The sequence below is a fragment of the Clostridium sp. genome (assembly GCF_017888565.1).
GTDB lineage: Bacteria > Bacillota > Clostridia > Clostridiales > Clostridiaceae > Clostridium.
On sequence record NZ_JAGHFX010000094.1, the window covers coordinates 41,898 to 64,169 of the forward strand.

17 protein-coding genes are annotated in these 22,272 nt (G+C 27.5%); 1 reads left to right on the forward strand and 16 read right to left on the reverse strand.

Annotation, left to right across the window (positions count from 1 at the left end; translation table 11 throughout):
* Nucleotides 1-50: 50 nt before the first annotated feature.
* The 12 genes from gap to J7M87_RS18085 all read right to left on the reverse strand — a co-directional run bounded on the left by gap (nt 51) and on the right by J7M87_RS18085 (nt 13,852).
* The gene (gap, locus tag J7M87_RS18030) at nt 51-1,049 is read right to left on the reverse strand and encodes a type I glyceraldehyde-3-phosphate dehydrogenase (protein ID WP_291653236.1); all 999 of its coding nucleotides are present in this window, start codon (nt 1,047-1,049) and stop codon (nt 51-53) included.
* Nucleotides 1,050-1,095: 46 nt separating this feature from the next.
* Nucleotides 1,096-2,139, reverse strand: a complete 1,044-nt coding sequence (locus J7M87_RS18035; RefSeq protein WP_291653238.1) for a sugar-binding domain-containing protein — start codon at nt 2,137-2,139, stop codon at nt 1,096-1,098.
* Nucleotides 2,140-2,531: 392 nt separating this feature from the next.
* Nucleotides 2,532-3,914, reverse strand: a complete 1,383-nt coding sequence (gene rpoN, locus J7M87_RS18040; protein ID WP_291653240.1) for an RNA polymerase factor sigma-54 — start codon at nt 3,912-3,914, stop codon at nt 2,532-2,534.
* Nucleotides 3,915-4,029: 115 nt separating this feature from the next.
* Nucleotides 4,030-5,082 carry a BMP family ABC transporter substrate-binding protein gene (locus J7M87_RS18045; RefSeq protein ID WP_291653242.1) on the reverse strand — a complete coding sequence of 351 codons (1,053 nt, stop codon included), beginning with the start codon at nt 5,080-5,082 and terminating at the stop codon, nt 4,030-4,032.
* 226 nt (nt 5,083-5,308) lie between these two features.
* On the reverse strand, nt 5,309-6,145 hold the full coding sequence (locus tag J7M87_RS18050; RefSeq protein WP_291653244.1) for a DegV family protein: 837 nt from the start codon (nt 6,143-6,145) through the stop codon (nt 5,309-5,311).
* Between the two features lie 16 nt (nt 6,146-6,161).
* Entirely contained in the window at nt 6,162-6,623 is a 462-nt protein-coding gene (locus tag J7M87_RS18055) for a tRNA (cytidine(34)-2'-O)-methyltransferase (RefSeq protein WP_291653246.1), read from the reverse strand.
* A 125-nt stretch (nt 6,624-6,748) separates the two neighbouring features.
* The gene (gene splB, locus J7M87_RS18060) at nt 6,749-7,753 is read right to left on the reverse strand and encodes a spore photoproduct lyase (protein ID WP_291653249.1); all 1,005 of its coding nucleotides are present in this window, start codon (nt 7,751-7,753) and stop codon (nt 6,749-6,751) included.
* A gap of 54 nt (nt 7,754-7,807) precedes the next feature.
* The gene (locus J7M87_RS18065; RefSeq protein ID WP_291653251.1) at nt 7,808-8,644 is read right to left on the reverse strand and encodes a Cof-type HAD-IIB family hydrolase; all 837 of its coding nucleotides are present in this window, start codon (nt 8,642-8,644) and stop codon (nt 7,808-7,810) included.
* Between the two features lie 176 nt (nt 8,645-8,820).
* Nucleotides 8,821-10,281 (reverse strand): VanW family protein, encoded by a 1,461-nt coding sequence (locus J7M87_RS18070; RefSeq protein WP_291653253.1) that lies wholly within the window; start codon nt 10,279-10,281, stop codon nt 8,821-8,823.
* Between the two features lie 292 nt (nt 10,282-10,573).
* Nucleotides 10,574-11,515: a glycoside hydrolase family 25 protein gene (locus J7M87_RS18075; RefSeq protein ID WP_291653255.1), complete on the reverse strand. Its 942-nt coding sequence runs from the start codon at nt 11,513-11,515 to the stop codon at nt 10,574-10,576.
* A 68-nt stretch (nt 11,516-11,583) separates the two neighbouring features.
* On the reverse strand, nt 11,584-13,149 hold the full coding sequence (locus J7M87_RS18080) for an ATP-binding protein (protein WP_291653257.1): 1,566 nt from the start codon (nt 13,147-13,149) through the stop codon (nt 11,584-11,586).
* On the reverse strand, nt 13,139-13,852 hold the full coding sequence (locus tag J7M87_RS18085; RefSeq protein WP_291653259.1) for a response regulator transcription factor: 714 nt from the start codon (nt 13,850-13,852) through the stop codon (nt 13,139-13,141). The genes J7M87_RS18080 and J7M87_RS18085 overlap by 11 nt, the downstream gene beginning before the upstream one ends.
* 599 nt (nt 13,853-14,451) lie before the next feature.
* Between J7M87_RS18085 and J7M87_RS18090 the strand changes: the two genes are divergently transcribed.
* Nucleotides 14,452-15,558 carry a hypothetical protein gene (locus J7M87_RS18090; protein ID WP_291653261.1) on the forward strand — a complete coding sequence of 369 codons (1,107 nt, stop codon included), beginning with the start codon at nt 14,452-14,454 and terminating at the stop codon, nt 15,556-15,558.
* A gap of 471 nt (nt 15,559-16,029) precedes the next feature.
* Here the strand turns inward: J7M87_RS18090 and J7M87_RS18095 are convergent, their stop codons facing one another.
* From J7M87_RS18095 to J7M87_RS18110, 4 genes are all read right to left on the reverse strand, one after another.
* Entirely contained in the window at nt 16,030-17,721 is a 1,692-nt protein-coding gene (locus J7M87_RS18095; protein ID WP_291653264.1) for a M56 family metallopeptidase, read from the reverse strand.
* A gap of 72 nt (nt 17,722-17,793) precedes the next feature.
* Nucleotides 17,794-18,180: a BlaI/MecI/CopY family transcriptional regulator gene (locus J7M87_RS18100; protein ID WP_291653266.1), complete on the reverse strand. Its 387-nt coding sequence runs from the start codon at nt 18,178-18,180 to the stop codon at nt 17,794-17,796.
* 343 nt (nt 18,181-18,523) lie between these two features.
* Nucleotides 18,524-20,623, reverse strand: coding sequence for a sodium-translocating pyrophosphatase (locus J7M87_RS18105; protein WP_291653267.1), 2,100 nt, complete (start codon nt 20,621-20,623; stop codon nt 18,524-18,526).
* A 340-nt stretch (nt 20,624-20,963) separates the two neighbouring features.
* Nucleotides 20,964-21,863 (reverse strand): D-alanine--D-alanine ligase, encoded by a 900-nt coding sequence (locus tag J7M87_RS18110; protein ID WP_291653269.1) that lies wholly within the window; start codon nt 21,861-21,863, stop codon nt 20,964-20,966.
* Between the last annotated feature and the right edge of the window lie 409 nt (nt 21,864-22,272).

The following is a 22,272-nucleotide window of genomic DNA, read 5'->3' on the forward strand; positions in this document are numbered from 1 at the left end:
AAACCAGACCAACAATTAATGTTTCTTTAATTATTCATTTAACTATTTAATTATCTAGTTACGAAGTATTTTAAAGTTCTGATTAATTGGTTAGTGTATGACATTTCATTGTCGTACCAAGCAGCAACTTTAACTAATTGCTCATCTCCAACTGTCATAACTTTAGTTTGAGTTGCATCGAATAATGAACCGTAAGTGATTCCGATTACGTCTGATGAAACTATTTCATCTTCAGTGTAACCAAATGATTCGTTAGCAGCAGCAGCCATAGCAGCGTTGATTTCTTCTACAGTTGTTTTCTTGTCTAAAGTTACAACTAATTCAGTTAATGAACCTGTAGTAACTGGAACTCTTTGAGCACCACCATCTAATTTTCCTTTTAATTCTGGAATAACTAAACCAATTGCTTTAGCAGCTCCAGTTGAGTTTGGAACGATGTTAGCAGCAGCAGCTCTACCTCTTCTTAAATCGCCTTTTCCGTGAGGACCATCTAATGTGTTTTGGTCATTAGTGTAAGCGTGGATTGTAGTCATGAATCCTTTTTGAACCCCAAACTTGTCGTTTAATACTTTAGCCATTGGAGCTAAGCAGTTTGTAGTACATGAAGCACCTGAAACAACTGTTTCAGTACCATCTAATATATCATTATTTACGTTGTAAACAACAGTCTTGATGTCTCCAGTTGCAGGAGCTGAAATAACAACCTTCTTAGCACCAGCTTCTAAGTGTAAACCAGCTTTTTCTTGAGAAGTGAAGAATCCAGTACATTCTAAAACTACGTCAACGTTTAATTCTTTCCATGGTAAGTCAGCAGGATTTCTTTCAGCTGTAACTTTTATTTCTTTTCCATTAACAACGAAAGCTCCTTCTTTAACTTCGATATCTCCGTTGAATCTTCCTTGTGAAGAGTCATATTTAAATAAGTGAGCTAAAGTCTTAGCATCAGTTAAGTCATTGATTGCTACCACGTTGAATTCTGGGTTTTCAATCATTAATCTTAATGCTAATCTTCCTATTCTTCCAAAACCATTAATTGCTACATTTACCATTTGCAATTACCTCCTAAAAATAGTTATATTTAAAATTTTAAAAATTTTAAGCTTGTTTAGTGTGTTCCTTAATAAATTCTACAATTTTTCTACCAGCTGCTTCGTCTGTTATTAATACTGCATTTTGATTTTTCATCATTGTTGCAATAATAGCATCAACTTTATTTTCCCCAGCTGCTACAGCAATATGTGTGTTAATTTTTCTTGCTTCATTAATATTTATTCCAATTGAAGTATTTTCTGAAACTACTTTGGAATCTTTGTTAAAGTAACAACCAAAAGCTTCACCAACAGCTCCAAGAGATTTGAGTTTATTAAAGTCTTCTTTTGAAACATCTCTTTTCTCTGCCATAACTAAAGCATCACCAATACCATAAATTAAAATATCAGCTTTATGTATATTATCTATAACTTCCTTTATTTCCTTTTCTTTTAGTAAAGTATCTAAAAGTTCTAAACTAAGATTTTCAGGAAGATGAAGCAATTTATAAGCACCATTTAACTTTTTCGCTAAGGATGCAGCCAATGTACTAGCTTGTATTTCAACTTTTCTTCCCATACCTCCTCTTGCTGGAACTACGAGAATATTTGAAACATTATTTATCTTAGGTAATGCCTCTACAAACTCTTTTATAGTATTTCCCCCAGTTATAGCTATTATATTATTATCCTTAATAATCGCTTTTAGATAATTAGCTGTAGCTTTACCAAGTTCTTTTAAAATTATTTCGTTTGTTTCTACATCACCTGGAACAATTATTACATCTCTTAACCCAAGGAAGGACTTAATATTTTCCTCAATATCTGATAAACCTTTTATTTCATGAATGAAATCTTTAAGCTTATCCACCACTTCTTGTCCCTCTTTGGTAACTGTCATTCCTGGAGTATTAATCTCTATCAAATTTTGTGATTTCAAAAAACTTATTTCAGTTCTTACGATTCTTTCTCCAAGATCTAACTGATTGGCTAAAACACGTCTTCCGATAGGCTGATTGTAATATATAGTCCTAAGAATGCTATATCTTTTCTCTAGGACTTCTACAAGTTCAGGAACTATTTTTTTCTGTAAAGACAATATTTCCTGCACTTTTAACCCTCCTTTGGTCTAAAAAGGTCCCGCATATAATTTATATGTCCCACATTTATTATTATAAAACACTTCTATGAATTTTAAAAGTACTTTCTTCAAACTTTTCTAAAAGTTTTACAAGTTTTTAGCATTATAGCTTTATATATCCTACAAAAGTATCATATGTAAGTTTACTTATTACTATCTTTCTCAAAATCAATTATACCTACATGTATCTACTTGAGAACTGAAGGAAATAACTTATAAGAGAAAGCTAGCTTTTATTTTAAATATATTTAATATATAAACAGCTAGCTTCTCTATTATAAATTCCCCTTTATAATCCTTTTTTATTCTATTTTTTATAATCCTTTTCTGTTCTATTTTCACTCTTTTTTATAATACTTACTTTACTCTATTCTCTTTCTTTTACTTGATGATTTTATACCTATTTCTTCCCTATACTTTGCTACTGTTCTTCTAGATATATTCAAACTCTTCTTATTTAATTCATCACATATTATTTGATCTGATAGAGGTTTCTTCTTATCTTCAGCATCTATCATTTCTTTTATTTGCTTTTTAATGTTAACTACAGCAACATCTTCACCATCGCCTTGAGATTTACTTAAGCCTGTTGTAAATAAATCCTTTATTTTAACAGTTCCAAAGCTTGTTAATATATATTTGTCCTTTATAGCTCTACTCACTGTTGACTCGTGAATCCCAAGCTCTTCTGCCATTTCTTTCATTGTCATTGGCTTTAAATATTTTTGTCCTTTATCAAAATACTCTTTTTGCTTCTCTACAGTTTTTTCTAATATTCTAAGTAAAGTACTTTTTCTTTGTTCTATACTTTTTATTAAAAACATAGCACTATTCAATTTTTCTTTTACATAATTTTCTGTATTTTTATCTTCCTTATTATTTAAGATATCTTTATATATATTGCTTATTGATAATCTTGGTATAACTCCATCATTCATAATAACAAAATATTGTCCATCAATATTTCTAATTGCTGCATCCGGTATTATAAACTTAACCTCATCTCCTGTATAAAATCCCCTTGATGGCTTTGGCTCTAAGCTTTTAATTATATCTCCTAAATCTTGAGCTTCTTTTGGAGTAATTTTTAAGTTTTTTGCTATAACACTATATTTATTATCTGCTATTAAATCTAAATATTCATCTATTATTATTTCCAAGTTATCATCCAATATTCCCATCTTTATTAGCTGTATCTTTAGACATTCTTTCAAATCCCTAGCCCCTATACCATCTGGCTCTAAATCTTGAAGTATCTCTAATGACTCTTGTCCTAAATCAATTGGAATATTTAGTTCTTTACATATATCTTCCAGAGGCATGTCCAAATATCCTCTGCTATCAATATTCTCAATCATATATGATACTATTGCCTTTTTTAATTCATCTTCATCACTTTCAAGTAATTGTTCATGCAAATACTCTGTTAATGACTCTTTTTCTGATATAAAATTAAAAGGTGATATGTCTTCATCCTTATTATAATCTCCATAACTTTGAGATCCATAATTATCGAACTCTAAGTATTTTATCATTTCTTTATAATCTATTTTATCTTGATAATCCTTATTTTCTTGAACAAAATCAAAATCACCTTCAAGTATTGGATTTTCTACAAATTCATTTTCTATATATTCTCTTAAATCATAAGTTGACATTTGTAAAAGCTTTATAGATAACTGCATTTGTTGGGTCATTATTAATTTTTGCTCTTGTGTGAGATTTAAATTAAAATCTAATTTCATAAAGTACACCTTCATTTCCAAAACTATGAACTATAACTTTTACTTAATATACTAGTATTAAGGATAGTAATCCTTAATACTAGTATAAACCTTAAGTAAACGTTATATCAAGTCATTATTGTACTTTAAATTCTAATACTTCTTCTTTTATCTTAGGAATTTCAAATTTTTCTCTAATTACTTCACTTTTATAATTATTTATTAATTTAATAGTTTCTTTATCTAATATTGACTCGTTCATAATTACTTCAATAGTATTTTCTTTTAAACCTTCATTTATTTTATTAACTTCTCCACTCTTAAACATTCCATCATTTGCCTCTGATATACTTTCATAAAGAATATCATCAAATCTAATTACTAAAGATGCAAGTGAATTATCTTTATAATCACTATAAACCTCTTGTGCATTCATACCGCTATTAATTACATACTTTCCTTTTTCCTTAGCTGCTTTAAAAACCCCTTCTGAAGCTCTACCTGCAGCTGTTAGAATAACTTCACAACCTTTATCATAAAGTTCTATTGCTTCCTCGTATGCTAAATCAATATTTGCACAATCTTCAACATATCTTACATTTTCTCCTGATAATAACTTTGGTAATGCTTTTGAATTAGTTACTTTAACTCCTGCCATATACCCTGATAATAATAATTTATTTCGTTCATTATCTTTAATAGCTATATAACCAACTTCTTTATTAGAGCTTCTTTTTCCCGCAATAGCTCCTACCAAAAATCCACCCTCTTCATATTTAAAATCCACATTTTGTACATTACTTTCTCTTATTTTATTTGTAGTAACTACAAACCTCTTGTCTCTATAATTGGTGGCAGCTTCATTAACTATATTTTTAAACTCTTCACCAACTACAATTATTAAATCATTACTTTTAGCTGCTTTTATAAATTGCTTTTGAAAATTTGCCTCATCGTCTTTATCTATTTCTATAGTAGTTAATCGAATATTATCTTCTATAATAGATTTATTTATTCCATTTAACCCTAATTGATTAAGCCCTTTATCTTCTAAGCAACCTTTATTAACAACATAAGCTACTTTTAATTTATCTAAATCTATTATGTGACTATTGAGAACTCCACAACCTGTAAGCATTAAAGTTAAATATATGCTTAGAGTTAGTAAAAATAGTTTTTGTTTTTTCACTGAAACCACCTTCCTTTTTACTTTATGTTACCCAAATAAATATATAAAAATTCAGTTTGTATTTTTGTAAATAAAAAAAGATAAAGAATTTAATCTTTATCTTTTTGATTTAATATTAAAAATTATTTATTGTTAAAAATTATTTATTATTCCACAAAATCATTTTATAACCTTAGAATTTTAACTTTAAATTTTAATTTTTAAAGTATTCATGGATACTTTAAACTTATTTACTCATAAAAAACAATCCGCTTACTTTTGTTCCAGAGTGTATTCCAACTGCACAACCTGGTTTTGTTTCAATATATTTTATATTGTTATCAACTAAATATTTCTTAAGTTCACCCTTCATTTCTGGGCTTTCTATTTCAATTAATATAACTGGTTCATTTTTATCTGGATTACTTGATTCATAGTCTGATATTATTTTCTTTAATGCTTTTTTATTTCCTCTTACTTTATCTTTTGCAGTCATCATCCCATTTTCGAATCCAATTATAACTCTAAGACCTAATGCAGTTCCAATTGCACCTGCTGTCTTTGATATTCTTCCGCCTCTAACTAGATTTTCTAATGATTCAAAGCATAATGATGCATTCATTTTAGGTATCATAGTTAGTAATTCTTCCTTTATATCTTCCGCACTTAAACCCTTATCCCTGAGTTCACAAGCCTTTAGAACAAAAAATCCTTGAGCAGATGTTATAACTTGTGTATCTACTATAACTATGTCCTCAGACTCAATCATATCTTTTGCAATACATGCAGAATTATATGTTCCACTCATATTAGATGACATAAGTATCGCTAAAACTTTATATCCTTCATCTAAATGCTTTCTAAAAATTTCTTCAAATCTAATAGGAGTTATTTGTGCTGTTGTTGGAAGTATTTTCTCTCTTTGTATTTTTTCTTGCATTTGTTCTAAATTAATTTCTTCTCTATCAATATAACTTTTATCACCAAAATTAATTAAAACGGGTATAACTTCTATATCATTTTGTCTAATTAACTCTTCTGGAAGATCTAAACAACTATCTGTTAATATTTTTATTTTTTCCACTTCTATTCCCCCTAATTTATTTCATTTCAGGAAAACCTATTTGCCTTAAAGCTTCATATGTAACAATTGCAACTGTATTTGAAATATTTAAGCTTCTAGTACTTGTTTTAATCATTGGCACTCTTATTCCTTCATGATTGTTATGTACTTCTTCTGGAACTCCTGAAGACTCTCTACCAAACATTATAAAATCTCCTTCTTTAAATGAAGCTTCATCATAATGCACGCCACCATGAGTAGTTGCTAAAAAAATTCTTTCATTTCCATATTTTTTCATAAATTCTTCATAGCTTTCATGCATTTCAAGCTTTAATTCGCTCCAATAATCTAATCCAGCACGTTTTACTTGTTTATCATCTATCTTAAAGCCCATAGGTTTAATTAAATGTAGTGTTGAATTCGTCAAAACACAAGTTCTTGCAATATTGCCTGTATTTTGTGGTATTTCTGGTTGGTATAAAACTATATTTAAATTCAATTTTCTTACCTCCGATTAAAAAAGCAAGATGAAATCATCTTACTTTAGTAAAACTATATAAAAAATGATACTATATGAAACTTCATTAGTCAAAGTATTTAGTATTTATTAACAGAATATTTTCTTTATATTATATACAAAATACTATCATCTCCAAATGAGCTTTTAATTCTTTCCGCAAAAAAATCTTTTATTAATTTAATTTCTTCATCTTTATAAATATATTTTCCATATCCAAATTGACCATATTTAAACTTTCTCATTTCTTTATCCATAGGTAGTGTAGAATTTTTGTATATTTCTAAAATATTATTTTTAGCTCTTTCAGTAAATCTATGGGATATTACTTCAAATTTTATATCCTCACCTTTAAATTCGCTTTCTATTTTATCTAAAAGTTTACTATAATCTTCCTTCCAAGTATCATACAAAAATACTGGAGCTATTATAAATCCCACATCATATCCATCATTTCTAACTCTTTTAGCAGCTTCTATTCTCTTATCTGCACTATCAGTTCTATGTTCGTATTTTTTTACTATCTCTTGTGAGTTTATGCTAAATCTAATTGTCGTATGATTATTATGCTGTAGTCCTATAAATGGTTCTACTTCTGAATACTTACTAACAAATCTAAAAGCAGTATTATCATTTTTCCCAAAGGCCTCAATAGCTTTACTTAATCCATGGGTATAAACTTCTACAGGAATTGGATCTGAAGTTGCTGAACCTTCAAAAATAGTTATGTATGGTAATCTTTCATTTGCATATTCAAAAGCTCTACTTAAAATATCCTCTATATCTACATAAATTTTAATATACGGCCTTTTACCTAGCTGTGTATTTAAATAGCAATACTCACACATTCCCATGCATCCACTAACTAGAGGAAGTTGATAGTGTGCAGAGGGTTTGCAACTTTGAAATTTAGTTTTCCCTTTGACCCCCACTACTAATGTCCTCTTACCATCAAAATATTTTTTTACATCATCATCCTTAGGTCCATTTACTCTTCCTGTCTTATTTACTTCAACCGTTATTCCTTGATTATTAAATCTCTCAAATAATTCTTTTCCCAACTGAAAATTTAACGCTTTCTCCTCGAAAACTACTCTTTGTGGTATAAACATAATATCACCTCGTAATTATTATGCTTATATAAAATCTTTAAATACTTTTTATATCTAAAGTTTAAAAAATTTTTTTATAGCTTTTTCCACCCCATTTTCAATATTAGTATCAGTAATGTAATCTGCTAATTTTTTCACTGGTTCTATTGCATTTCCCATAGCAACTCCAACTCCAGCATATTCAATCATAGATAGATCATTTTCATTATCACCTATACATATAATTTCTTCTCTTTTAAAACCATAATAATTTGCTAAGGCTTTTACAGCATTCCCCTTAGATGCACCTTTACTATTAATTTCAACGCTTCTTTTTCCTGCGCCATAATATACTATACCATTAAAATTATCTAGCTGTTTTTTAACTTTTAAAATTTTCTCTGGTTTTATTGAAAAAGCTATACATTTAGTTATTTTCCCATGATTTTTTCTAAAAAAGTCTTTCCACTTATCTATATTATTTATAACATAATAATTTATTTTTAAATTATCATATCCTATTTGCTTTGTCATATATAATTTGGTTCCAAGCTCTGTAATTTTATTACTACAATATATACTATCTAAAGTATAAAAATGAAAATACATTTTCATTTCATATAATTTTTCAACTAATTTAATACATTCCTCAGTTTCTATCGGCTTTTCATATATAACTTTGTTTGTATTTTTTTCTCTAACAATAGCTCCATTTGCAGCAATAACAGGTGATTCAACCCCCAAAAGATGTGAGTAATAGGCTGCATTATTATAAATTCTTCCTGTAGTTACTACTATTTCCACACCCTCTTCGTGAATTTTTTTTATTATTTCTTTACTTTCTTTAGATATTTCTTTTCCTTTACCTAGTAAAGTTCCATCCATATCAATACAAACCATTTTGTATTCCATAAAATGCTCCTTTATTCACCTTTTCATATTATTATAATATCATTCTGATGTATTTTCGACAATAAGCTTAACAGCTTAATAACATTTATTATTCCTATTTAATACAAAATAATAAAAAAAGAATGGATTAATAAAATGTCCTTAACATATGGGCCATTTTATTAATCCATTTTCTATTATTGATTTGGTTTTTGATCTCCAGCCGGAGCTTGTGGTTTATCAGTTGGTTTTTGAGGTGTCTCTTTCTTTTTAGTTCCTCTTTTTATAACTGTATCTGTTGTTAAATAAACATCTGTAGCTATAAACTCTCTATCAACTTCAACACCATTTTCATATGTTATTTGATAAGAGCTTGCCTTATATCCTGGCATTCCATAAGATACAACTTTTTCAGTGCCTGCTTCCATAGTTGGATCATCTTCATACTTAACTTCTGGATTATATTTTTCATGAACTTCATTTACAAGTTCATAAGTTTTTCCACCCATAGCTTCTACATTACCATATATATTAAATGAAGCTGTTCCTCCTCCTACATATCCTTGAATATAAACTGGAAAATCATATGAGTTCTTAAATTTATAATCTATAACACCATTTGCAACCGTTGCATCCAATCCAGGTTCTGAATAAGAAACTGTTAATGAGTGATTCATCCTCTCAGTTGATCTTAAGTTTGCTCTCATTGCTGCTCTATAAAGAGTTGTTGATATCTGACATATTCCTCCGCCGTAATCCGGTACAATTTCATTACCAATATATGTATTAGCTTTTTCATATCCCTTGTCTGGAGTTGTATCTCCAATTAATTCATTATAGCTAAACTCTTCTCCTGGCATTACAATTGTTCCATTAATAACTTGAGAGGCAATCTCCATATTTTTAACTCTACCATCTCCAGTATCTTTATAACTACTACTATAGCCACTTATCTTTCCAGTTATTTTATTTAAATCCTCTGCTTTTACTTTTGCTTGTTCTTCTTTTAAATCAAATGTTAATTCTACAATGCTAGTTGGATTTCCATTAATATTTTCTATTAATTTATTATGAAGTTCTTCTTCATCTATTTTCTTTCCAACAACTTCTGGTGTAACAACTATGTTTCCTGAATTTATTTCAATAGTAGCATCTTTAGGTGCAACATTTACTTCTGCCCTAACTTTTTCCTCAAAAGACTTTAAACTTTCTTCATCATATGTAATCTTAGCTTCTATGTTAATATCATCATTATTTTTAATTAATGAATTTTTAGCAAACATTCCACTATCTTTGCCGTAATTAAAAGCTTCTTCTGCTATCACTTCTGTGTCATACTTAGGATTTATTTCACTATAGGGCAATTCTAACTTCTTGTCACCAACCAAAACACTTAACTTCTTGTCCATAATAAGACCTGATAGTTTTTCATCTAAAGATTCGATAGCTTCTTCTTTACTTAAGCCACCTAAATCAACACCATATACACTAACTCCTGGATAAACTTTATTTTCCCATGCTGCTACTCTATTATTTACTGAAAAAATATAACCTATGATTCCTACTATAACTACTATAGTTATAGTTATTGCAGCTATTATTGTATTTTTATTTTTAGGAGATATTATTTTTTTCTTATCTTTTTTTTGTTCCTCCAACTGCCCCACTCCTTTTCTAAATCAGCATAATAAAAATTATAAAAATAATACTTTTTCCTATAATTATAGTATTACTATATCATTAATATTATATTATATTCTACAGTTTATTTTAATATATTTATATGAATAAAATAATTCACTTTAATTAAATACTTAACAAAAAAATTCATATTTTTTTATCAAATAAGTATAAATAATTAAAGCCTATAATATTATAATTAACTTTAATATTATAAGCTTTTTAAACTAATTTTATTTCTAATATTTTAATATTTTAATGTAAACCATACTATACAGTAACTCTACTTCTAATCCTTGATGTTTCTCCATCATAGTCAAAAGCTTCTATAGTTACATTTACAGGTGAAGTTGTTTTAACAGGTAATTCGGATAATCTTATTTGGAAACTTGTGTCGTCTTTTCCTACTGTTCCTATCCAATATCCATTTACAAAAATATTGTATCCTAATAAATCTACATCATCATTTTTTCTCCATGAAACCTTTAATAATCCACCTTCCTTAACAGCTCTTAAATCTCTTACTTGTCTTGGCTGCATAAGTAAATCTAAATTATCTGGTCCCCAATTGGCATCAACAGGATTGCCTACTCCATTAACAACTTGCCCTTCACTAAACTGCCATATTCTCCATCTTGTCCAACCACCTAAATTAGGAGGATATGGTGGATTAACTGGAATATTTGTATACATAGCTATCCATAAAGGCATATTTTTAAGTGGTTGTGATCCATTTGGTAATTTAAAATCATCATATAGTTCTATAAAAAAAGCTCCTGTATATAACATTAGTCTTCTTCTAGTTTTTCTCTCGAACCTCTTCCTAAATCTATCTACCCAATCAATTAATGCTTTTGTACTTATTTTGTTATCTATAGGTGCTTCAACGTCTACTACTGGAAATAAATCTCCGTAATCTTTTTCTCCAAAACCTTCCTGTAATATGTCTATGAAGTCATCACATTGGGAATCTGCAGTAGTCAAATCATACGAAGGTAAAGCATAATGATATGCTCCTACTGGTATTCCATAATCTCTAGCTGCTTTAGCAAATTCTAAGAATCTCCTATCAACTCTAAATCTTCCTGACCCTGAACCTGATGATCTCAGATACAAAAAATCTATTGTTCTTGCTAGAGTTTGAAAATTAACATCTTGTGTATATTCATTTATGTCTATTCCAAATCTACTATTAGGGTTTTTATTTTGCATTTTTCCTCCAAGAAAAATATTCTCTATATTAGTTTATTACGCTTATTCCTAAAGGTTACTTGTATTTATTATCTAATTACTTTTAACTTTATAAAGAAGCTTACATCATTACCAACGCATTCAGCCCATATATTACCATTATGCAGATCTATTATATTTTTAGATATGGCAAGACCTAGCCCGCTTCCTTTTGTATTAGAGTTTCTTGCTTCATCTACTCTATAAAACCTATCAAACAATCTTTCTACTTTTTCTTTCGGTATATGTTCCCCTCTGTTTCTTATAACAATATTTACAAATCCATTATTTTCATATGCAGATACTATTACATTTCCTGGCTTAAATGAATACTTAATTGCATTTGAAAACAGATTTTCAAATACTCTAACCATTTTCCCTGCATCGATTTCTACCATACATTTTTCATCTACAAACTTTTTAACTACTTCTACTTCGTTTTCTTCAAATACAGGAATATATTCTTCTATTATTTGAGATAGAAATTCAACTATATTTACTTTGTTTTTTTCTAAAACTATTCCTTTATTATTAAGCTTTGTATATTCAAATAAATCTTCTATTAATTCCTTAAGTTGATTTGATTTGTTAAAGGCTATATTCAAATACTCCTTCATCATATTCTCATCTTCATATTTGCCATCTTTAACAAGTCCTATATATCCCATTACAGAGGTTAAAGGAGTTCTTAAATCGTGGGAGACATTTGTTATAAGCTCACTTTTAGTCTTTTCAGCTCTTCTTTCTCCTTCAATTCTATTTTGTATTTCAGATGCCATATTATTTATATTTTCAGCTAATTTCTTTATTTCATCTTTTCCCTTTTCTTCTATCCTATATGATAAATCCCCATTTGATATAATTCTTAACCCTGACGCTATTTCTTCTATATACTTCATTTTCTTATTTGTTACTATAATAAATACAGATATAAACATAATAACAGCTAATACTAGCGCTAAAAATGAATTTTCATCTACATAATAGTCATATGATATATAAGGTACAGGTATCTTTGAATATATAAGATAAGCCCTATCTGATCCTATATTTACTGGATAAAGAAATACTCGTTCACTTCCGTCTTCTGCTACAGAATTGCTTTTATCTATAATTGCATATATATCTAATTTTTCTTGAAATTCACCATTAACCTTAAATAATATTTTTCCATCTAAATCAGTCAAATAAATTTTAGCTTTTCCATCATTATATCTATTTAATACTTCTTTTATTTTCTCTTCTTCTTTAATGCTTTCTATTTCATGGCCATATTCTCCACTTAATTCCTTTGCAATAGAGTTAGCCTGTGATTGAACTTCTCCAGTATCATATTCAAGATTTGTTATTGTTTTATTTTTCGATAAGACATTGTTAGCAAATCCATAAAACATAAAAGCTGCAAAAAAACATATAGCAAAAACAAGCATTAATTCAAACCTTATACTTTTTTCTATTCTCATATAGATCCACTCTAAAGTTTCTCTAATTTTAATTCCTAACCTTGAATTATAGAATTTATAAAAAATTTTTAAGATTAAGTTTCTTATCCCCTTTATCAGCCCAACTCTTTCTTTCTTAACTTTCTCTTTTTTCGTTTTCTTTTTACCTATCAATTTTATAGCCTACCCCCCATACAGTCTTTATGAACTTTGGCTTTCTTGGATCCTCTTCTATCTTTTCTCTTACCTTTCTTATGTGCACCATAACTGTATTATCAGACTGCATAAACTCCTGCTTCCAAACGCTATTATATATATTTTCAATACTAAATACTTTTCCTCTGTTTTCACCAAGTAAAACTAATATATCAAATTCTGTTGGTGTAAGCTTTATTTCCTCGCCCTCTTTAAAAACTTCATGAGTCTCTAAATTTATACTTATCTCATCAATTTCTAATACATTCTCTTGCTTAACTACTAACGCTTCCTTAGCTAATGTATTATTGAATCTCTTATATCTTCTAAGTTGTGATTTTACCCTAGCTACTAATTCTAATGGATTAAATGGTTTCGTTAAGTAATCATCAGCTCCAGTATTTAATCCCAATATCTTATCCATATCCTCAGACTTTGCAGATAACATTATTATTGGCATTTCTCTTTCTTCTCTTATTTTTAAACAAGCTTCAATTCCATTCACCTTAGGCATCATTATATCTAAAATTATTAAATCCACATCATTATTTGAAAGGATGTTTAATGCTTCTTCACCATTTTCAGCCTTTATTGTATCGTATCCTTCACCCTTTAAATATATATCTATTAAATCTCTAATTTCCTTTTCATCATCAACTATTAATATTTTCTCTTTACTCAAAAAAATCCACTCCTCTCTACTTCTAAAATTAGTTTACCATAAAAGAAGAATTCTTTTAATTTACACTCTCACTGTTTATCTATATTTTAGTTAAAATATCTTAATTTTAAACTTTATAATTTCTTAAAAAAACCTTAATATATCAGTACCTATTAATAAATAATTCTGAAATATTGTTGATATAATTTTATGTACATAAACAAATAAATAAATTAGAAATTAATAATTTTAATAATAGAATTTATTAATAAATATATAGATAAATTTAATTAATAAGAAATATATAATGATAATTTTTCAAAAAATCACCTTAAACAATTTTAAAAATTAATATCTAATTTATATACAAATCTTATTTGCTATTAGTCTATTAAGATTTCATAATTAGCCCTCTGAGTAAACATCTAATTACTCATATATGTTTTTTATTACTATGGTAATCTGTTTTAAAAAATTGTTGTTTTCAAAAATTAATTTCAAAAATATCACGCTTCCCTGATTAAAGTTTAAATTTTATGTTGAAAATTTAAATATATATATTATATATATATTTATTTTAACCTTGGTTCAAATAACTTTTAATTAAAGGAGATAAAAATATGGGAGTACCATCCGCACTATGTATTTATAATAATAATAATAATAATAATAATAATAATAATAATAATAATAATAATGGTGATAATGATGAAACTAATAATGAGATTAATGATAAATTTAAGCAAGTCGAATCATATCTTAATGAACTTTCCATAATTGATATTCTAAAGGATAAGAAAATAACAGCTTGTCCTAATTGTAATTCTAATAATTTTATAAAGCATGGAAAATATAGGGGACTACAGAGATTTAAATGTCTCAATAAAGATTGCGGTAAGACCTTTTCTCAAAAAACAAACTCCTTATTCAGCAATTCAAAAAAGCCTTTGGAGCTTTGGTTAAAATATTTAATTCTCATGAATAACAAATTTTCTTTAAGAAAGTGTTCATCTATTTTAGGAATCAATTTAGCTACTTCTTTCTATTGGAGACATAAGTTCTTAATCACTCAAATATCAAATAACTATAATGTATTAAAAAATTATATAGAAGTTAGTAAAATAATTATTAAAGAAAATTTTAAAGGGGATAAAAAGGCTAAGTATTATAATAAAGAAAATATCTTTATAGCTTGCGCAATGGATAGTAACAAATCACTTATTTCAAAAGCAATTAGTAGAAGAACCATATCTTTAGTAGCTATAAACAAAAATTTTACTCAAAACATCGATAAATCTGCAATTATATCTGCTTATAATGATAGGTACTTTGATATCTATGCAAAAAATCATAACCATACTGTCTTTCCACTATCATCACAAGTTATTTTAAATGTAATTAACCAGTTAGCTTCAAACAATCTAACGAATTCAAACGTTTTATCAATAAAAAATATAAACAAAACTTTACCTTCCAATAGTATCTTTATACATACTTTTTCCTTAAATATAAAAAGATGGTTAGTAAGATTTAAAGGTGTTGCAACTAAGTATTTAGAGAACTATTTAAATTGGCATATACTTGATTTCAAAAATGATTATAAGATTTATTCATTAAACCAACTTTTACTATTTAAAAACTTATCTTTAAAATCAATTTATATAAAAGTAAAAAGCTTTCCTAACTATAAATTAATATATCAGTATACTTCAACTAATAACTGTTGATTTTTTACTTACAATGCTGTAATTATCTTCTCTAAATATTTAGTCGGAGTATTCATTCATTTTTTTATTTTTATGTAAAACAATTGTATATTAATTCATTGATTTAAGATATTTCTACATTAATTTGAGATATTTCTTAATTTTCTAAAAGTACACTAGTAATAAATAATAAACTTTTTTAAAACAATTTTTTAAATTAAATAATACTCTATCCCAAATTTTATAATTATTTTAACAACAACTTTTTAAAACACATTCATATAGTTTATTTAACTATTAATATCTCAGTATTGCTACAAAAATATTTCTAATAAATCTAAATTAAAATAAAAGAAATACCACATTTAAACTTTAAATAATGCAATATTTCTATTTATCATTTTTTCTATTTATTATTTTTTTAATATCTTTACATCGTATTTATGAAAAGTTTTTAATAATATTTATATGGACTATTTATGTTGCAAATTATTAATTATAAATGCTTACAATTCTGTATATATTTTTACCAATCTTTTCAATGTCAACCATATTACATTTTTCTCTCATCCAATCTCCGTCTATAACTCCAGTTCCTGCAATCCATCCCTTGCCTTCTTTTGCTAGTTTTATATCATATGATATACTAACAGTAAATATATTTTTTCCATCTTCAGATAAAATCGCATCATATACTTTACTATCTGCTACCGTTATTTCTGCTTCTTTTCTTAAATCATTATTTAAATTAAATAACCAATTAGTTGTATGAATTTTTATATATTCTTCAAAAAGTTTCTTAGCAATTAGAGTTTTATCATCCGTATCTATTTCTATTTCTATTTCAGGATAGACTCTGCTTGCATCAATATATCCATCTTTTTCATTACTTACTTTATATTCGATTCCATTTATCCTCATATATTTATCTATAAAACTAATATCATAATTTTCTTCTCCTGAAATTGATATGCTAATTTCCCACCCTTTATAAAGTTCTTGCTTTTTATTTTTAACCTCTATTGAATTTAAATAATTTACTATTCTATCTATATCTTCTTTTGTAGATATTACTTTTTGTTTAGGTTGTGATGGCATTACCTTAATACTAATACTTGTTAGTTTATTTTTATCTGTTTCATCTATATGAGTACTGCTAATCTTACTCGTTAAGCCCACTCCCCCTAAAACTATTATAATAATAACTCCAATAATTAAAGTTTTGAAACCAAATTTTTTATTTTTAGATATACTTATTATTCTTTCTTTTAATTTTTTCTTATCTGTGATTATTGATGTTGTCCCAGGCTTATAACTTTTGATATTTATATATTGTAGTACATTTAAAATAGTATTACCATAATCTCTATTTTCATTATTATCTAGTTTTGATAAAACCATTTCATCACATGCTTCTTCACAATCACTTCTCATGATATTTATTCCTAAATATATTATAGGATTAAACCAATGTATAGCTTTTATAAAAGAACTTAACCATGATATAAATACATCTTTTCTTTTATAATGGCATAATTCATGTAATATTATATATTTCTTTTCCTTTTCGCTCATATTTTTAGCTAATTTAAGCGGTATTAGTATTTTGGGATTTATGATACCACAAAGACATGGAGTACTTATTTCATTTGATATTCTTATTTTTAATTTATTCTTTATAGATAACAGGCTTATCTCCTCTTCTATTGATATGTTAAAATCATAATTGCTATATCTTTTGAATTCTCTTAAAATATTTATTTGAAATTTTATATATGAAGTGATTGTTTTAATTAAAATTATCGAAAAAGTAATGAACCAAATAGCGAATAAAATTTGCTTAAACCGAAAATTATTTTTACCACTTGTGATTATACTATTATTCAAACTTTCACTTACTATATCTCTATCTTCGTTATTTTCGTAAGCTGTTTTATCATTTATTTCTAAGGAATCTAAATTAGGTATAATTGAAATGTCGCTTATAGGCTTGTTATTAATTTGATTTTGAATATTTTTTCCTTCTAATGTTAGAGACTCTTTTGTATTAATATCCACAAAATTATATATACTAAGCTTACTTTCAGGACTAAATTGAATTAATAGCTTTACAACTAAAATAAACCATAAATAATAAATAATTGATTTTTTCACATGCTTCTTCAGTAGTAGCCTTAATCCCAAAATTAAAACTACTCATAAGCTTCCAACTAAAGATGTCTCTAAAATATACTCGAATATTTTAAGACTATCCATTTATTTTTCCTCCGATATAAATTTTCCATCTAATATACTTCTTAGCTCATTTATATCTTCTTTAGTTAGATTATCTGATTTTACAAAGTTTATCATCATTTCATTTAATGACCCATTAAAAACTTTCTTTATAAAGGATTTGCTTTCCTCTTTAACACATTCTTCTTCTGACACAAGTGGAAAATAGAAATATTCCTTTCCAAGTTTTTTAAAGCTTATAGCATCTTTATTTAATAATCTACTTATAAGACTTTTTACAGTTGTGCTTTTCCAAGGCTGCTTTCCCTTAAGATCTTCAATAATTTCACTTGATGTTGCTTCTCCTAAAGCCCATATTATTTTCATAACTTCCCATTCTGCATCAGATATTTTAGGTAACTTTTCCATAAATCTCTCCCCCATCATTAATTACATTCGTAATTTATAATATAAGTTTACAAATGTAATCATTAACTGTCAACATATAACTGTAAATATTTTCTTAATATTATTTTTACATTTATTATCATTATATAGACTTTAATATTATGTATACTTTAATCGCTATGTAATTTTTAAACATTATATTACTTTTAAATATTATAAAAATTTTAGATATTATTAGATTCTTAATCCTTAAAATTTAACTAATATTATTTGAAATTTTATAGATATATAAAAAATTTAGAAGCACTAGCTAAGATTAATTTATCTTAGTTAGTACTTCTTTAAACTCGAAATAATAATAAATCTAAAGCATTCCAAAAGCTAGTACTAAGGCACCAAATACTATTGATACCATAGACATAAGCTTAATTAATATATTTATTGATGGTCCTGTAGTATCTTTAAATGGATCACCTACTGTATCTCCTACCACAGCAGCTTTATGACAATCTGATCCTTTACCACCTAAAACTCCTGATTCTATATATTTTTTAGCATTGTCCCATGCTCCACCTGAATTGGACATCATAATTGCAACTGCAAAACCAGTTACTGTAGAACCAGCTAATAATCCTGCTACACCATTTGGTCCTAATAACAATCCAACTAAAATTGGTGTTAAAATTGCTATTATAGCTATTGTTACAAGTTCTTTTTGAGATGATTTTGTGCAAATATCAACGCAAGAAGCATAATCTGGTTCTGCTTTTCCATCCATAAGCCCAGGTATTTCCTTGAATTGTCTTCTTACTTCTACTACTATTTTAGAAGCAGCTCGTCCAACCGCATCCATTGTCTTTGAAGAAAATAAAAATGTAACCATTCCTCCAATAAATAAACCTATTAATACTTGAGGATTTAATATAGACAAATTAAATTCAAATTCATAAACTCCACCTTTAACCATATTTTCTATAGAATCCTTATATGCTGCTATAAACGCAAGAGCAGTAAGGGCTGCTGATCCTATAGCAAATCCTTTTCCTGTTGCTGCTGTAGTATTTCCTAGAGAATCTAATGCATCTGTTCTTCTTCTAACTTCTGGATCTTGATTTGACATTTCAGCTATTCCTCCTGCATTATCTGCAATTGGGCCATAAGCATCAGTTGCTAGCGTTATTCCTAATGTCGATAACATCCCTACTGCTGAAATAGCTATACCATATAATCCTAAGTTGAAGTCATCTGATCCACCTGATAATTTGAAGCTTATTAAAACTGACAAAGAAACTATTATAACTGGAATTGCAGTTGATACCATTCCTAATGATAAACCACCTATTATAGTAGTTGCTGGTCCAGTTTTAGTCATATCAGCTAATTTTTTTGTTGGATTATAATTATCTGAAGTATAGTACTCTGTGAAAAATCCTATTAATATTCCAGCTATAAGACCTGACAATATACTAAAATAAACTCCTATATTCTCAGTTCCTATTACAGTTTTAACTATAAAGAATGATCCTACAGCAACAATAATTGATGATATATATACTCCTCTTCTTAATGCCTTTAAAAGATTTTTTTGTGTTGCATCCTCTTTAGTCTTAACAAAAAATGTAGAAAAAATAGATGCTACTACTCCTAAAGTTGCAACTAATAACGGAACCGCTATCCCCTTAGTAGATAAACCTGCTGCCACCGCTAAAGCGCATGATGAAACTAATGAGCCTACATAAGATTCATATAAATCTGCTCCCATTCCAGCAACATCCCCAACATTGTCCCCTACATTATCTGCTATTACCGCTGGATTTCTTGGGTCATCTTCTGGAATTCCTACTTCAACTTTTCCAACTAAATCTGCCCCAACATCTGCTGCCTTAGTAAATATTCCTCCACCAACTCTTGCAAACAACGCCATAGAAGATGCACCAATACCAAATGTTAGTATATTAGTTGTAATTTGAACTACACGCTCTGCTTCAGCTAAATCCCTATAATACCAATCTAAGAAGAAATATCCAAGTCCTATATAAAGTAATCCTAGAGAAACAACCACTATACCAATTACAGATCCACTTTTAAAAGAAACTTTCAATGCCTCATTTAAGCTTTTTTTAGCTGCAGTAGTTGTCCTTCCATTTGCATTTGTTGCAACTTTCATTCCAATAAACCCACTAAGCCCTGATAAAAACCCTCCAATTACAAAAGAGAAAGGCACAAATATTGATACAAAATCAAAGATGCTTAATATTAAAAAGATAATAAACATTAAAACAAAAAATATAGCCACTCCTTTATATTGCCTTGCCAGATATGCATTTGCTCCTTTTCTGATCTTAGTTGAAATACTTTTTACCTTTTCATCACCTTCATCTTCTTTTAATATTGAGTATGCTTGATAAGCTGCAAAGATTAAACCTAAGACAGAACCAAGTAAAACTAAGAAAATGAAATTCATTACAATTCCTCCTATTATATTAATATATATATTAACTTCACTTTATTATACGTTTTAAATTTTAGGAAAATACTCAAATTAAATGTGAAATTAATATAAATCTCTACTTTAACTGAATGTTGCTATATACAATAGTATTATCTATATAGCTCCCCTTATTTATTATATAGAGCTTACCTGATGATGACTAAAAACTTTAAAGTATTAATATTAAAAAGAAAAGCGAACGAGCTGATCTATCAGCTTTTATATTCTTCATTATTGATACTGATTTAAAACAGAGCTCAATAAAAAATAGGTATGACTTTCCACTTAAAAATCATACCTATCTACTATAGTTCTATTTCTTTAATGAATGTTCTATTATCATATCTATAAATTTAGAATAGCTTATTCCTTTTTCTCCTGCACTTTGAGGGAAAAGGCTAGTTGCTGTCATACCTGGTAAAGTATTTACTTCTAATACATATGGAACTCCTTCTTCTGTAATTATCATATCAATTCTAGCATATACAGAGCATTTTAAAGCCTTATATGTGTCAAGAGCCATCTTTTCTACTTCACTGTGAATGTCTTTTTCTAAATTTATTGCGTAATGCTCAGCTCCATTAGCTGAATATTTTTGTTCATAATCATAAAAATCAGTTTTAGCTTTTATAGCAAGTACTGGGAACATTTCATTTTCAAATACAGGACAAGTTATTTCATCACCCTTTATAAACTCTTCAATCATAACTTCATTGTCCCACTTTAAGCCTTCCCTTACTGCATTTTCAACATCTTCTTTTTTTGTTATTTTAAATGTTGCAACACTTGAGCCACCATTAGTTGGCTTTATAAATACTGGATATCCCATTTCTTCTATTGCAGCATAATCAATTTCTTCTACTGCTCTAACATTTAGCCATCTTGCAGTTCTTATTCCATTAGCTTTTAAGATAGTTTTTGTTAAATCCTTGTCCATACATAATGAACTACTTAATGTATTACAACCTGAGTATGGTATTCCTAAAGTATCTAATACAGCTTGAACTGTACCGTCTTCTCCAAATCTTCCATGTAAAGCTAGTAATGCAAAATCTATATCTTTTACTTTTTCTATTACATCTTCCTTCTTATCTATAATAACTGGAATAACTTCATACTTTTCCTTATTTATATGTTGCATCATAGAGTTTCCACTATTTAACGACACTTCTCTTTCTGAAGATATTCCCCCCATTAAAACTCCAACTTTCATAACAAGTCCTCCATTTTACTATAAAATTTACTCATTTAAATCTTTAATTATTATATCACTATACAATCTATGATTAAAGTAATAAAAGTAAACTTAAAATTAAAATTTCACTCTCAGACTATGAATATCATTATTCTCATAAAATTATCATTAAATTTAAAGTTAATCTAATTTCTTTAAAAATAAAAAAATATATAGGATTTATTAGTTATTAAACTAACTAATAAATCCTATATCTATCTTACTATATTTAAATTTTATATCTTTTTATGATTATATATATTTATTTATGTAGAAACCTTTATACTTATATTCACGAACTTATTTTTAAGCTCATTATAAAATTAATTCAAAATTACTCTAAGTTTATGTTAACTTAAATCTATATATCTAATTACTTAGACTTAAT